Origin of the sequence: Chitinophaga sp. 22308, from assembly GCF_052045305.1 — a bacterium.
GTDB lineage: Bacteria > Bacteroidota > Bacteroidia > Chitinophagales > Chitinophagaceae > Chitinophaga > Chitinophaga varians_A.
Genome location: NZ_JBQEOP010000001.1, coordinates 1 through 13,919, shown reverse-complemented (window position 1 = coordinate 13,919; position 13,919 = coordinate 1). Strand labels below are relative to the sequence as shown.

Sequence of the window (13,919 nt, the reverse complement as noted above, 5' to 3'; positions counted from 1 at the left end):
ACACGTATGATCCAGTACATAAAACAAACGTTCCTGTTCGTTGCCGTGCTGTTGCTGGCCGGCAGCTGCAACAAAGACGATTATAAATTCGGCAGCCTCGACACACCCGGCAAACCGGTGCTTACGCTCACCATTAACGGGAAAGATGCCACGCACCCCAATGGTGACGGCACCGGCACCATCCAGCTGAACATCAGCTCCGAACATGCCTATAACTACAAAGTGGATTTCGGAGATGGACAACCATCTAAGACCAGTACCGTCAACGCCTACACGTATACATACAAACATACCGGCATCAAAAAATTCACCGTCACCGTGTATGCCTCCGGTAAAGCCGGCATCACCAGCACCAATACCGTGGAGGTGGAGATATACCGCGCCTTCACGCCTAACCCGGAGCTGGTCAGCATGCTCACCAACAACGGCACCAAAAGATGGCGGGTAGACAAAGACGCGCCTGGTCACCTCGGCGTGTCCGGCGCAGATGTATTTACACCGGCATGGTGGGCCGCCGCCCCGAATGAAAAAGATGGCCTCGGCATCTATGACGACATCTACACCTTTAATGTTAACGGCAACGTGTTCACCCACACCACCCACAACGACCTGTTCGGCAAAAAGGAATATCTCAAAGACTTCGATCCAACGTTAACAGGCACCGGCGACTACACCCTTGCCGGCCCTAAAGCTGCCGACTATACGGAAACATTCGGATACGACGGCAGCGCCACCGAAGAATTTATCACCTTCCCGGTAAAAGGCCATCTCGGACTATACCTGGGCGTACATAAATACCAGGTATTGGAAAGAACAGACACGCATATGACGTTACGTTGCGTCCAGGACCCCGGAGCATGGTATGTTAAACTAATCGCAATACAATAGCTTATGAAACATGTAACTGGAATAATGATGGCGCTGCTCGTGGCACTAAGCAGCTGTGGAAAATCAAACGACAATACACCACCGGAAAAAGTGGCGCCCCTGAACCTGGTAGTCAATGCCACCGTGAGCACCGACAGCAGCGGCACCGTTATCTTCACCGCCACGGCCGATCACGCGGTGAGTTACGACTACGATTTCGGCAACGGCTATATCAGGACTACCGCTAACGGCAGTACGAGCTATACCTATAATACGCCCGGCACCAATAATTACAGCGTACAGGTCACCGCTAAAAGCGCCGACGGCCTCACTATCGCCAAGTCTGTGTCGGTGGTCGTTCCGGTATCCACGGCACTGCTATGGTCGGATGAATTTAACCAGGACGGTGCGCCCGATCCGAAAAAATGGGGATACGATATAGGCAACGGTGACAACGGCTGGGGCAACGCAGAAGCCCAGTATTACACCGACCGGCTTCAGAATGCGCAGGTATCCAACGGTACCCTGAAGATCAACGCACAGAAAGAGAGTTATAACGGTAAAGATTATACGTCGGCCCGCCTGCTCACCAAAGGCAAGTTTGATTTCACCTATGGCCGGGTGGAAGTGAGCGCCAAACTACCGGCAGGCGGCGGCACCTGGCCGGCCATCTGGATGCTGGGCAGCAATATCGCTACAGCAGGATGGCCCGCCTGCGGTGAAATAGACATCATGGAGCATAAAGGCAATGAACCGCAGAAAATATATGGCACCGTGCATCATCCGGACCATGCAGGCGGTAATGCCGACGGCGGCACCACCATGGTGGCCAATGAAACCGGCGCATTCCATAAGTATACGCTGGACTGGTCACCTAAACAACTCCGCTGGTACGTGGACGATAAACTCTATTTCACGTTTAATAACGCTGCCGGCCTCCCTTTCAACCACAATTTCTTTATCCTGCTCAACTTTGCTATGGGTGGGAATTTTGGTGGCGCCATCGACCCGGCCTTCACCAAAGGAACGATGGAAGTGGATTATGTGAGAGTGTATAAAAATTAAAGAATTCAACAAAAAATACAGCCGGCTTATCTGGTTAAGCCGGCTGTTCGTTTTTACTATCGTCTTTTCCGTAGTTGCCCGCCGCCCGTTGCAGCTTCCGCTGGATATTAGCCCGCAATCTCTCCGGACCCAATACCTTCATCCCATCTGCAAACCCCAGGATTTCACGTTCCAGCTCCAGGTTATGCTCTATTACAACAGAAATGGTCGTCCCTTCCGGTCCCACGGATTCTACCTTCTGGCTACGGTGAAGAGGCTTGGTCAGCACATAGGGCGCATGTTCCGGCGTGACCAGGATAGTGGCCTTCATGGGGCGTATCTTGGCCACAGTGGGACCAATGGTGTGTTGATAATACTCTTCCGGCGTATGTCCCTGATCGTTAGGACGGTAGGAAGTTGTTTCGTCGATTTTCAGTTCTTCGATCCTGTCAAGTGCCAGGGTAACAATAGCCGGCGAATCATTTTTGGTGCCCACTACAAACCAGCGGTTTTTGAATTCTTTCAGCCACCAGGCGTGAAAATGCATGATGCTGGCTGATTTAGCGCGGAAGGACTGGTATTTCAACAGCATCGTTTGTTCCCGGACGATCGCGTCATAGATCATACCGAGGTGGGACAGCCCGCGCAGGTGCTCGTTTTTTTCAAAGTCGATGACCGTCCGCTGATCGTGTGCCGAGGCATACACGTGGCCTTCCAGTTTCTGTACCACCGCGTTCAGGTGCTGGAAATGCGAGAAGCCCTTGAACTGTTTCAGTACCTCTACGGCTTCTGTCATGCGGGAGAGGTCATGTTCGCTCAGCGGGATATTGGTAATGCTATAGTCGGCATCTTCGTAGGTATAATATTTCTTCTCTACAATAATAATAGGTGCATTGTAGCCCAACTTATCACTGCGCATCATTTGAATGTCAGCCTGGATGGTACGGCGGCTGATGCCTTTTTCCATGCCCTCATAGTCATACAGGGCTTCAGACACTTTATCGATCAGGTTCTGTAAAGTCCAGCGCCGGCGGCGGTTTCGAAGGCAGGTATCAATGGTTTTATATCTTATTAATGCGTTACGGTTAACAGGCATCAGGAAAAAATTTTAATAAAAATAAATAAAAAATTGACCTGCGCAAAAAGACTGCGCATATAGGGGGACATCTTTGTATCATCAATCACACAGTAATACAAAATGATATGAAATTCAATCTTTTCACCAAAGGCTCCCAGAAGTCGACCAATCATGAAGGCGCACCGGCATACAAGATGACTCCGGAAATGGAACTGTACACCAGTGTGGTGACAGCCTCGCTGAATGACCAGTTTTACGAAGGGACCAGTGACAGGCTGACTCGTATCTGCACCCTGATGGACCAGAACGATCCGGCCTTCGTAGCCAGACTGGCCGTTTATGCCCGCGAAAAAATGTATCTGCGCAGCATCCCGATGGTATTGGCCGTGGAAATGGCCAAACGCTTCAACGGTAATGCGCTGGTGGGCAAAACAGTGGCGCGTGTAATACAGCGTGCGGATGAAATCACGGAAATGCTGGCCTATTACACCATGGCCAACAACCGTACGGAAGTAAAAAAGCTGAACAGGCTAAGCAAACAGGTACAGAAGGGACTGGCCTTGGCATTCAACCACTTCGATGAATACCAGTTTGCAAAATACAACCGTAAAACAGCGATCTCGCTGAGAGACGCCCTGTTCCTGGTGCATCCGAAAGCAAAGAATGAAATGCAGCAGGAAGTGTTCAACAAAATAGTTAACAACACGCTGTCTGTACCTTATACCTGGGAAACCACCCTGTCGGCCGTGGGCCAGCGTTCTTTTACTTCTGAAAACGCTAAAAGAGCGGCCATGCAGGAAGCCTGGGGAGAACTGATCAACAGCAAACAGCTGGGATACATGGCTACTATGCGTAACCTGCGCAATATGCTGCAGGCAGATATCAGCCCGGCGTACATCAGCATGGTATGTGAGCACCTGACCAATCCGGCAGCTGTCCTGAAATCCAAACAGTTGCCGTTCCGCTACCTCGCGGCTTACCGCGAACTGCAGGAAGTGCCGCATGGCCTAACAGGCCAGCTGATGCAGGCCCTGGAAACCGCTGTCAAAACCAGCGTGGAACACCTGAAAGGCTTCGATGCCAACACCCGCGTGGTGATCGCCTGCGACGTGTCCGGATCTATGCAGTTCCCACTGTCTCCACGCAGCAAAATAAAAGGCTACGACATCGGCCTGATGCTGGGTATGCTGCTGCAGCATAAATGCAAAAACGTGGTAACAGGCATGTTCGGCGACACCTGGAAAACCGTAGCGCTGCCGGGTAACAGCATCCTCGCCAATGTAGACGCGTTCTACAAAAGAGAAGGTGAAGTAGGTTACTCCACCAACGGCTACCTGGTGATAGAAGACCTGATCAAACGCTCCTATGTGGCCGATAAGATCATGCTCTTCACCGACTGCCAGCTGTGGAACAGCAACGGCGGATCGTATGACGCATTCGCCAGCAACTGGGCGCATTATAAAACACAGGTGGCGCCCAAAGCAAAACTGTACCTCTTTGACCTGAAAGGACTGGGTACAACGCCGGTGGATACACGTCAGAACGATGTATACCTCATCAGCGGCTGGAGCGATAAAGTATTCGATGTGGTGGAAGCCATTGAAAATGGACAGACCGCACTGGAACACATCCATAGTATAACCCTTTGATCATCCATTTTTGTTAACTCATAAAAACCGCAGCGCGCTGAAAGGGCGCGCTGCACAACCGGCCCGGTAGCTTAAAAGGACAAAGCTGCGGTAAAATTCGGCTCCGCGGAGTGTATGGAACATATCGTGACGGGCACGCCCTGTCATGGTCAGAATTTACAGTGCACCGAACACTTCAACGTCAGTAGGGAAGCGTATTTACAGCCATACTGTTCAGCAATGAAAATACAGGTTCGATCCCTGTCCGGGCAACATTTACCATAACATAACAACAAGTGCCGTCACAACGGGTTACTTCGTTAATCTGAGATCGCAGGTTCGAGTCCTGCCCCTGGTGAGCACCGGGGTAGTTAGTTGGATAAACAACAGAAAAGTCCTGTTAATTTTATCGCCTTGTTGTTATGTTATTCAAAAATATACAGGTGTCGTTTGAATGGGATACTTCATTTCCACTGTAGACCGTCCTATTCAGCTTATTACCCTGTGTTAACAATGCCAGGTGCCGTAATAATGGGTTACTTCGATTCAAATCCTTTGGTGCAGGTTCGAGTCCTGCAGACGGAGCAATCCGCGATCGTCCAATTGGTAGGACAAGGCACAAAAGCCCCATTATGTTTTTTGCCCTGGCGTTGTTATCAAAACACATACTCTCTCCGCTCTATTCCATTCCCCGTTTGCACCACAGGCAAATAAGCGTCCAGTGCAAAAAAACGCACAAACGCCTGATGGATAAAATCATGCGTTACTGCGGTACCATTGGTATAAATGGAATATGTTATCCCATGCATGGTAATAAAATAATTCGTGATCAGTCCTTTGTCCATTTGCTCATTGACTTTAAACCGGAGAATATCTTCCCGCTTAAAAACAATAGCTCTACCCCGGCGTATAAACACAAGACTATCTTTGGTAAAGCGCAATTCTTCACATCGGTACAACACACTGCCTACATATTTCCCCAGCCCCAGCATCACTCCAAAAAACGGTATAAACAGCACCACCATCCGGAGCGTCCTGGGAATACCAAAAGAAGACAACCTCTCATCAAAAGACTGCAACAGCACTATATACAACATTGACGACAGGAAGAAAACGGCCAAAGCCAGTATAAGCTTCCACTTCGGCCTCGCCACCAGCCAATATTCGATGCGAAAATTTTTCCCCATTAGCCTTTACTGTCTATATAATAAAACAATAACTGAAGCATTAAAAAAATGAGTAACATGCCCGCTGTCAAAAAAAGCAGGATTACCTGCCCGGGCGTCATCTTCTGCAAAAAAGTATAGGTAAGGGGCTCACTTTTTACAACATATACGCCGTAATGGGGAAAAGGGTTCTGGTCAATTTTATTTCGAAGCATCTTTTTGTTGAAATGTTTGTCGATATAGGTACTGAGATGTTCTATTAGTTCATCTACCGCTGCGATGTCTTCCGGCCCCGAAAAAGGTGTCAGCGCCCCGGTACCCACCCGTATCCTGACAGTCACCCCGTCTTTGGTGACAAACGACAGGTATCTTAACGCCGCATTGCCCATGTTCTCTATCCGGCGAAGGTTGTCCCATGCAATATCATAACAATGCTTCCCATACCGTAGTGTCAATCGTTTGTCGTCCACCTCTGCCAGCCAGGTCCTGTCGGGCACCAGCTTCACCAGCCAGTGCAGGGAAAACAGGCTGATGCCCAGGATCGCAGGAATGATCAGGCCGCGGGGTATCTTTAAAAGGTCCACCTGCCAAAACTTAGCGAGGCAATACAAACAACCTCCCAGGACTATCAGCAATATGGGAATAATCGATACGCCCAGCCATATTTCAGTCTTATAATCAACGCCCCGGAAACTGAATGTTTTTTGTTTAATGCCTGTCGTCATCATTACTTTATTATTACCGGCGCAGTGGTAGTAGGCAATGGCCTGTCCGGCGGGGTAGACGGCTTGTCCAGTGGTTTATACCGGTATGATTTTTCCGGATCTTCGCAGCTGGTAAAAAAAACGGACGGCAGATTTGTTTTCTCCGGCTTCCTGAAATCCTTCGATACCGGCATTACTAATTCGTACTTATACAGGATGCGAACGTCTGTGTATTCTTCTGCCTGCTCGCCGGGCTTTGTGCCATGTGCGGTATATTGGCCGGCACCAGGATCGTAAACGTACTCAGATGTATCTATGTCAGTAAGCAGTTTATAAAAACGATTGGCATATAACACATCTTCTGCCTTCTCTTCCGCGTTGCCAAGTTGGGCTTTCATTTCTTCGATCTCTTTGTCGTCCGGGTCCCTGGGGAATTTCCGGCTGGTGAGGCTCGTTTGCAGCAATGTGACATCATCTTCTTTTGTGATAACACCCACAAAAGGCTGTTGGTAACGGCTCGGCTTCTGATACAGGAATACAAAATCATTGAGCTTTTTACCAGGACGATAGACTTCTGTGTTCTTATCTGTTTTCAACACACCATAGTCGTCTGTTACGTGTGAAAACGTGATCTGTGAAGGTACCGCGGCGCCTTCATAAACATAGGGCGGATTAAAACAGTTTGCACCTTCGTTAAACACACGGCGCGTTTTTTCATTGTCCAGCTGCAGGAAAGTTTCTCCCCGCTCAAATCCGTTGAAACACATCCGCACGCTGTCATGCAGGTCTTTGTTCTCCCGTGCAAACACCATAAAAGTATTGGCCGGCTTATCAGGCACAAACCGGACCCTGTCTTTTTCCACATGATAGGTGCCCGGCGCAAACGTAGCATAGCCATACAAAAAATACCGACCGTTGTCGAAAATACAGATACCGTCCTGTACTCCGCCGTAACGGCCGGCAATAGACTGCGCCGAAGCGCCATCGCTCGTTAAAGATAGCATGGTCATGGTCCCCAATATGTAAATGATGTACAAAAATCTGCTCATAAATTATGCTGATTACAATATTCAAAAAAATCAGGCAGGCGGAAAATACGCGTGAGATAAGCATAGTCCTGGTTGACCTGCTGATAACTCTTCGCAGACGGCGCCGCTACGTCCAGATTGCCCTTGCCAAGGGTACGGTCGGGAATAAACAACGCATTGGTCACCTCTGGTTCTCCCAGCAGGGAATACACTTCGCGGCCTTCCACTGCATAGGACTTGTACCGGGAACTGAGGTTTTTCTCAGTATAGATGGTGTTGTAGATGACATATTTCGATTTCGAAGGATTAATCACTCCATATGATGTCAGCTCCAGATTCAGCTCCTGCTGCGGCAGGCCCAACGCTTCACAGCTGATGCTGTGCATGCCTTCTGCCAGCGTAATCTTCAGAAATGAACGGGCCGGTACCTCATGCGGCTGCTGGTCTATCATGACGGTGATGTCTCTGCCCGTCGGATTATCAATTAATGTAGACCCGTTAAGCGTTGGCTTCAATAACAGCTCATAACCGGCGTAACATCCTGTTAATACCAATACCAGTAACAGTCCTATGAATCTTTTTCCTGCAATGTGTGCCATGGGATCACTGCTTTTACCTGCAATACGGTTTTCAGTGATCAAAGTTAACCAGGGCTGTCTGATGTTTTGAGGCAGATCAATTTCCGCATGTGGTGGATCAACATCTGTAGGCCATGGAAAAATATCCGCGTTTATATTTTATCGATAAAACTGAGTACGACTTCTTTCTTGCGGTCCGAAACAGGCACTGTTTCACCACTAAACATTTCAAGATACCCCTCCTTGTAATATTTGCTGACGTAGTTGCCATTCACAAGATAAGACTGATGGCAACGGATAAACGTTTCTTCGGGCAACAGTGCCTCGTATTCTTTCAACACCTTGGAAACGAGAATAGAGCTGCCGTTTTTCAGATAAAAAGTAGTGTATCCGCGGTCGCTTTTGCAATACAGGATATCCCCGATATCGATGATCTGCGTGTATTCCGCACTCCTGAGCGCAATACGCCTGGGCTTTGTTCCTCCTTTATAGTGATTGGCCGCTATTTCCAGCTGATGCTGGTTAAACTTCTGTTGCTCGCTTTTTTTGAAACAACGGTCTACGGCTTCTTCAAAAACAGCGGTTTCTATGGGTTTGAGCAGATAAGCGAAAGCGCCGAGGTTCAACGCCTGTAATGCGTACTGATCGTAAGCGGTGATAAAAATGATCTGGCTGGAAGAAACATCGATGTGGCTGAACAACGTGAAACTATTGCCGTCTTTTAATTGTATGTCGGCCAGGATCAGTTCGGGCTGAAGGGCAGGTATTTCGGCCTGCGCTTTGGCCACTTCCCCGGAATAGCCCACTACCTGGAGGTAGGGAATTTCGTTCACCAACGCCATGATGTGTTTCAGGATATTGATTTCGTCTTCAAGTATATAAACAGTCATTGGACCTGGTTTTTAGTCAATTAATAACGGTAGATAGATGGTTGCCCGGAAGCCCCGTTCCGTTGTTTTGGGCTGGGCCTCAAAATACGCTACACGGGCCGTTTTATTAAACAGGAGATCTAAACGTTCCTGTACGATGATGCGTGACAGTGATGTTTTTTCACGCGGGCCATGTGTTTTCACCTGTGCGCCGGCGCCGTTGTCATCTATACAAATTACCAGTTGCTGTTGCTCCTGGCGGAAGGAGATTGTCAGCATACCGGGATAGTCGATGGATTTAAAACCATGCTCGATAGAGTTTTCCACAAATGGCTGTACCAACATGGGCGGTATCAGGATCGCATCTACCTCTGTGCCTTCTGTATCAATGCTGTAGGAAAATGCATGCTCAAAACGCATCTGTTGCAGTTCGATATAGTTCTTCAGTGAACCAATCTCATCTTCCAAAGGAATCAGGTCATGACGGTTCAGCTCCAGCACATTGCGCATCAGTTTGGAAAAAGACACCAGGTAAGCATTCGCTTCCGTCTTTTTATTAGTGCTGATCAGCCCCTGCATATTGGCGATGGCGTTGTAAATAAAATGAGGGTTGAGCTGCATCTGGCGGGTTTTCTGTTCCAGCAGCAGCCTTTTGTTTTCAATGGCCAGCTTTTCATTTTTTTCGCGGAGCAATTTCTGTCGGTATACGTTATATACATAAAACGCGATGATGGCCAGCAAAACACAGACGCCCACAAAAATCCAGCGCTGCTGTACAATGAGTTTTTTATTCAGGTCATTGTTCATTTGCAGGGTAGCTATGGCCTGGTCTTTTTTTTCCGTCTGATATTGGGTGTGCAGTTCTTCTATTTTGGAGGCTTCAATGGCATTCTGGTTACGGCCATAGATATTGAATGCGGCGTGTAAGGCGTCCAGTGCGTTTTTATAATCCCCTTTTAGTTTGTAGGCTTCATGTAGTCCCTGGTATTCGTTCACCAGGTTCATGGTCTCCGGCTGCTGGCCGGCCCATAAAATAGCTGCTTTATAATAATGGATGGCAGAATCAGTCTGATGATTGCGCACAAAGGACGTGGCCAGGTTATTAAACGCCTGCAAGTTTAATTTATGCTGCGCCTGCAGGTAGTTTAAATAGCGCTTGCCTGAGGCAATGGCCTTGCCAAACTCCTTCCGGGAAGAATACAGCTGTGCTTCGTAATCGTAGGTGCGGGCCAGCGCCATGCTGTCGTCTATTTGCAGCGACAGTTGCCGGGCACTGTCCAGGAACCTTTTCATGGCGGCGCTGTTGAGCTGCCGTGCTGCCAGCAGAAATGAAATATCGAAGTAACGCTGACGGACAGCCGGATGGGAATGGAAGGGATGATGGTTATAATACAGCTGTGTATACTCCACAGCCTTGGACACATTCTGGTTAACGTAGTAGGATTTGGCCAGCAGATCATACAGGCGGTAGGTGAACACGCTTTGGTGATGCTCTCCTCTTTTTACCGCTTCCAGAATGCGGACCACGAGGTCTGATTTGGCTATATCCGAACCGGACAAAGCCCGGTTCAGAATAGCGTAATCTTTCAGGGTTAACAGATCTGTCTGTTGCGGCTCCGGAGATACTTGGCGGAAGTACATCGAAGCGCTGTCATATTTATTTTCCAGTGCGTACAGTTTACCACGGAGGTAACTGTACCAGGGGTTAGCTGATTTGTCCGGTGCAGAGTCCAGTCTGGCCACCAAGGCCCGGAAACTCTCTTTAAACGGCTTTGCTTTGGCCGTATCCTCGGACAGGATGAAAGTAATAAAGGTTTTATCGGATGTGCCGGTGTTAGCAGGGACCTTCGACTGTTGGTCGGGCATCCCGCAACCGGCACACCAATAAAGGGCAACAAACAAAGGAAGCAATAATCTATGTGTTCTGTACAGATTGATCATAGTTGTATATCCGGATACCCTTTGAAAGCGATTGCTAACGGGTACAAAATTAAGAAGTGAAGTTATTCACCGGTGGCCCGTATAATATCCGCGGCCGCCGGGTCAATATTCGCAGGAACACGATAAATATCCGCTCAGGAAGCCATACTGGCAGTCACCAGCCGCAGGCCGTTACGGCCGTATTTATCCTTGTACGCCTTGGGCGTCATGGCCACATAGCGCTTGAATATCTTACGGAAGAAGCTCATGTCTTCATAACCACAACGGAAGGCAATCTGTTCTACCCCCTCCTGGCTGGTTTCCAGCATTTTTTTGGCCGCTTCTATCCGTACCCGCTGCAGATAAGCCAGCGGCGTATTTCCGGTGGCCTGTTCAAAGCGGCGGATAAAATGCCGGATACTCATATTGTACTGTACGGCCAGCGCTTCTATGCTGATGGCGTCTGCGTAATTTTTTTCGATGAACTGCTGGGCCTTGCTGATCATATCATCCGTATGGTCGTGTTGCAGCCGGAAGATGGAAAAAGCATCCTGTGGCTGCTGATGCATATTGATCATCAATATTTTGGAAGCGATGATGGCCATTTCATGCCCGCAGAACTTTTCCACCAGGTACATCATAAACGTGGTGAAACTGAAAGCGCCGCCACAGGTGTAAATGCTGCCCTGGTCAACGATGATCTTATCGTCCTGTACTTCCACTTCCGGGTACATGGCCCGGAAACGGTCAACAAACAGCCAGTGTGTGGTAGCCACTTTACCGTTGAGCAGACCGGTGGCCCCCAACAGGAACGCCCCCACGCAGATACTGGCCAGTTCTGCCCGTTGCAGGTGCTGCTGCCGCAGCCAATCGATCAACCGTCGCTCCCGCTGCAATACCAGTTGTATTTTGTCAGACTCCATGGCCGGCACGATCACCAGGTCGTATATTTCCTGCTTTCGCAGCCGGACCGGTACAGCAGTGCCTTTGGTTTTACGCCACAGCTGGTTGTCTTTCTCCATAATAAAATCAATGTCAAACCGGACGCTGGCAGGGCTGCCGGTCAATAGCGGGGATGTCCGCATGATAGAGGCCAGTATGTCTGCCGGGCCTGCTACGCTGGATGGCACAGCATTTTCATAATCCAGGATCGCAATACGCATATACGTTGAGATGATTAGCTGATATGGCAATATTAACTTCTCACTGGTCATTTTTGCCATGCTATAAAGTTAGTCTTTCCGCCGGTTTCCGGTAAATAAATTTCCGCCCGGGTATGATAATTGAGACAGGAAAACGGAAAAGTTAGGAAAGGTCATGCCGTCGTCTGTTATCCGTGCATATTCTTACGACGCCCAGCGTGCTGTCCTTCGGATTGTGTTTGTTTCGGGCGCTGTATACGACTATCAGGCCGTACCGGAATCCGTATACCAGGACATGAAGAACGCTTTTTCCAAAGGGACTTTTTTCAACCAGCATATCAAAGACAAATTCAAATTCTCCCGCTATCGCGATGCGCACGGCCATCATCATGAATAGGCCCCACTTTCCCTTTTCAGCGGTTCCGGTCGTTTATTTGTATATTTAGTATCCCGGTCAGCCGCTATCTTAATCACTGACCGGCCTGTCATATGGCTGTTGAAAAAGATACCCCTGGAAAAAAACTCAGAGCGGCCGTCCCCCGGACTTCACAGGGCGATTTCAAACTTTCGCCGCAACGGCCCGGTGTAGTGGAATCCATCCGCCTGTCCAACCAGGACAGGATAAAGAGCCTGATACCGATCCGTCATGGCCGCATGAGCGCTTCACCTTTTGCCTTCTACCGTGGCATGGCCGGACTGATGGCACAGGACCTGTCAGTCCTTCCGCATACCCAGCTGAAAGTGCAGGCCATCGGCGACTGCCACCTGTGTAACTTCGGCGGCTTCGCCACCCCGGAGCGTACCCTCATCTTCGATGCCAACGATTTTGATGAAACGCTGCCTGCCGCCTGGGAGTGGGACGTAAAGCGGCTGGCCACCAGTTTCGTACTGGCAGCCCGGCACAACCAGCTTCGCGAAACAGATGCGCGTGAAATGGCCGTCCACATGGCCACCTCCTACCGGCACAGCATGTACGAATTTTCACAACTGCCCCTGCTGGACCTGTGGTATAAGAAGTTTGAAATGCATGCGCTGCTGAACAAAGCTACCAGTGAAGAAGTCCGGACACTGTTGCGCAACGCCATAGAAAAAGCAGAGAAAGCAACGCCTCAACAGGTATTCTACAAAATCACCCAGAGTGTCATGGGTACTTTTGAAATTACGGACCAGCACCCGCTGATTTATCATCCGCTGGACCTTGAAAAAGAAAAGGACAATATCAAATCCTTTCTGAACGGCTACCAGCGCACGTTACAGGAAGACCGCCGTTTCCTCTTCAGTAAATACCACGTGGTAGACGTAGCGCTGAAGGTGGTAGGCGTAGGCAGCGTGGGCACCCGTTGCATGATCGCGCTGCTGATGAATGACAAAGATGAACCGCTCTTCCTCCAGATCAAGGAAGCCCGTACCAGCGTGCTGGAGAATTTCACGGCCAAAAGCAAATACAAACATGCCGGCGAACGGGTAGTGCAGGGGCAGCGACTGGTGCAGGCCGCCAGCGATATCTTCCTTGGCTGGAGCACTGCCGATGATGGCCGTCATTTTTACCTGCGGCAGTTGAGAGACCGTAAAATAGCGCCCAATGTAGAAACCTTCGACAAAGAAGTGCTGCTGGCATATGCCGGCCTGTGTGGCCGTATGCTGGCACGTGCCCACGCCAAGACCGGCCCCGGTCAGCAGATCAGCGACTATATGGGTAAAAGCGGGCTAATGGACACTGCCATCGGCAAGTTCGCCGTGGCCTATGCAGATCAAACAGAAAAAGATTTCGAAGTATTCACCAAAGCTATCCGCGACGGAAAGCTGCCCGTGGAAAAAGCCTAAACCCAGGGCTTCAGCCCTGAGAACAAAAAAAGGAGCCTCCCCAGCCCCCCTTATCACTGTTCTCAAAAACA

At 49.4% G+C, this 13,919-nt stretch carries 13 protein-coding genes; 5 read left to right on the top strand and 8 right to left on the bottom strand.

The genetic code is table 11. From position 1 onward, the window contains the following. Positions 1-6: 6 nt before the first annotated feature. A complete protein-coding gene (locus tag ACTJJS_RS00065) occupies positions 7-888 on the top strand; it encodes a PKD domain-containing protein (RefSeq protein WP_440661914.1) in 882 nt (293 codons plus the stop codon). Positions 889-891: 3 nt separating this feature from the next. Further along, a complete protein-coding gene (locus ACTJJS_RS00060; protein WP_440661913.1) occupies positions 892-1,932 on the top strand; it encodes a family 16 glycosylhydrolase in 1,041 nt (346 codons plus the stop codon). A gap of 34 nt (positions 1,933-1,966) precedes the next feature. Here ACTJJS_RS00060 and ACTJJS_RS00055 read toward each other — a convergent pair whose 3' ends face one another. Beyond that, positions 1,967-3,007 carry a helix-turn-helix transcriptional regulator gene (locus ACTJJS_RS00055; protein ID WP_440661912.1) on the bottom strand — a complete coding sequence of 347 codons (1,041 nt, stop codon included), beginning with the start codon at positions 3,005-3,007 and terminating at the stop codon, positions 1,967-1,969. 107 nt (positions 3,008-3,114) lie between these two features. Here ACTJJS_RS00055 and ACTJJS_RS00050 point away from each other — a divergent pair, with 107 nt between their 5' ends. Then, complete coding sequence (locus ACTJJS_RS00050; protein ID WP_440661911.1) at positions 3,115-4,638, top strand: TROVE domain-containing protein; 1,524 nt, start codon at positions 3,115-3,117, stop codon at positions 4,636-4,638. A gap of 635 nt (positions 4,639-5,273) precedes the next feature. On the opposite strand, the gene ACTJJS_RS00045 is transcribed toward ACTJJS_RS00050, so the two are convergent. The 7 genes from ACTJJS_RS00045 to ACTJJS_RS00015 form a co-directional block, all read right to left on the bottom strand. Continuing rightward, complete coding sequence (locus ACTJJS_RS00045; RefSeq protein ID WP_440661910.1) at positions 5,274-5,804, bottom strand: hypothetical protein; 531 nt, start codon at positions 5,802-5,804, stop codon at positions 5,274-5,276. Next, positions 5,804-6,511 (bottom strand): hypothetical protein, encoded by a 708-nt coding sequence (locus ACTJJS_RS00040; RefSeq protein ID WP_440661909.1) that lies wholly within the window; start codon positions 6,509-6,511, stop codon positions 5,804-5,806. The genes ACTJJS_RS00045 and ACTJJS_RS00040 overlap by 1 nt, the downstream gene beginning before the upstream one ends. Then, entirely contained in the window at positions 6,511-7,536 is a 1,026-nt protein-coding gene (locus tag ACTJJS_RS00035; protein ID WP_440661908.1) for a hypothetical protein, read from the bottom strand. Before ACTJJS_RS00035 ends, ACTJJS_RS00040 begins: the two co-directional genes overlap by 1 nt. Further along, positions 7,533-8,114: a hypothetical protein gene (locus ACTJJS_RS00030; protein ID WP_440661907.1), complete on the bottom strand. Its 582-nt coding sequence runs from the start codon at positions 8,112-8,114 to the stop codon at positions 7,533-7,535. The genes ACTJJS_RS00035 and ACTJJS_RS00030 overlap by 4 nt, the downstream gene beginning before the upstream one ends. Before the next feature lie 131 nt (positions 8,115-8,245). Next, positions 8,246-8,983 (bottom strand): LytR/AlgR family response regulator transcription factor, encoded by a 738-nt coding sequence (locus tag ACTJJS_RS00025; RefSeq protein ID WP_440661906.1) that lies wholly within the window; start codon positions 8,981-8,983, stop codon positions 8,246-8,248. Positions 8,984-8,995: 12 nt separating this feature from the next. Next, positions 8,996-10,864 carry a tetratricopeptide repeat-containing sensor histidine kinase gene (locus tag ACTJJS_RS00020; RefSeq protein WP_440661905.1) on the bottom strand — a complete coding sequence of 623 codons (1,869 nt, stop codon included), beginning with the start codon at positions 10,862-10,864 and terminating at the stop codon, positions 8,996-8,998. Between the two features lie 173 nt (positions 10,865-11,037). Continuing rightward, positions 11,038-12,045, bottom strand: coding sequence for a GlxA family transcriptional regulator (locus ACTJJS_RS00015; RefSeq protein ID WP_440661904.1), 1,008 nt, complete (start codon positions 12,043-12,045; stop codon positions 11,038-11,040). A 154-nt stretch (positions 12,046-12,199) separates the two neighbouring features. Between ACTJJS_RS00015 and ACTJJS_RS00010 the strand changes: the two genes are divergently transcribed. Further along, positions 12,200-12,421, top strand: coding sequence for a KTSC domain-containing protein (locus ACTJJS_RS00010; RefSeq protein WP_440661903.1), 222 nt, complete (start codon positions 12,200-12,202; stop codon positions 12,419-12,421). Positions 12,422-12,513: 92 nt separating this feature from the next. Beyond that, positions 12,514-13,848, top strand: coding sequence for a DUF2252 domain-containing protein (locus ACTJJS_RS00005; protein WP_440661902.1), 1,335 nt, complete (start codon positions 12,514-12,516; stop codon positions 13,846-13,848). Positions 13,849-13,919 lie beyond the last annotated feature (71 nt).

What these genes read in the sequence shown, in the direction of transcription:
- ACTJJS_RS00035 (WP_440661908.1), bottom strand. Translation starts at nt 7,536, where the DNA reads ATGAGCAGATTTTTGTACATCATTTACATATTGGGGACCATGACCATG.
- ACTJJS_RS00030 (WP_440661907.1), bottom strand. Translation starts at nt 8,114, where the DNA reads ATGGCACACATTGCAGGAAAAAGATTCATAGGACTGTTACTGGTATTG.
- ACTJJS_RS00065 (WP_440661914.1), top strand. Translation starts at nt 7, where the DNA reads ATGATCCAGTACATAAAACAAACGTTCCTGTTCGTTGCCGTGCTGTTG.
- ACTJJS_RS00040 (WP_440661909.1), bottom strand. Translation starts at nt 6,511, where the DNA reads ATGATGACGACAGGCATTAAACAAAAAACATTCAGTTTCCGGGGCGTT.
- ACTJJS_RS00010 (WP_440661903.1), top strand. Translation starts at nt 12,200, where the DNA reads ATGCCGTCGTCTGTTATCCGTGCATATTCTTACGACGCCCAGCGTGCT.
- ACTJJS_RS00045 (WP_440661910.1), bottom strand. Translation starts at nt 5,804, where the DNA reads ATGGGGAAAAATTTTCGCATCGAATATTGGCTGGTGGCGAGGCCGAAG.
- ACTJJS_RS00055 (WP_440661912.1), bottom strand. Translation starts at nt 3,007, where the DNA reads ATGCCTGTTAACCGTAACGCATTAATAAGATATAAAACCATTGATACC.
- ACTJJS_RS00060 (WP_440661913.1), top strand. Translation starts at nt 892, where the DNA reads ATGAAACATGTAACTGGAATAATGATGGCGCTGCTCGTGGCACTAAGC.
- ACTJJS_RS00005 (WP_440661902.1), top strand. Translation starts at nt 12,514, where the DNA reads ATGGCTGTTGAAAAAGATACCCCTGGAAAAAAACTCAGAGCGGCCGTC.
- ACTJJS_RS00015 (WP_440661904.1), bottom strand. Translation starts at nt 12,045, where the DNA reads ATGCGTATTGCGATCCTGGATTATGAAAATGCTGTGCCATCCAGCGTA.
- ACTJJS_RS00050 (WP_440661911.1), top strand. Translation starts at nt 3,115, where the DNA reads ATGAAATTCAATCTTTTCACCAAAGGCTCCCAGAAGTCGACCAATCAT.
- ACTJJS_RS00025 (WP_440661906.1), bottom strand. Translation starts at nt 8,983, where the DNA reads ATGACTGTTTATATACTTGAAGACGAAATCAATATCCTGAAACACATC.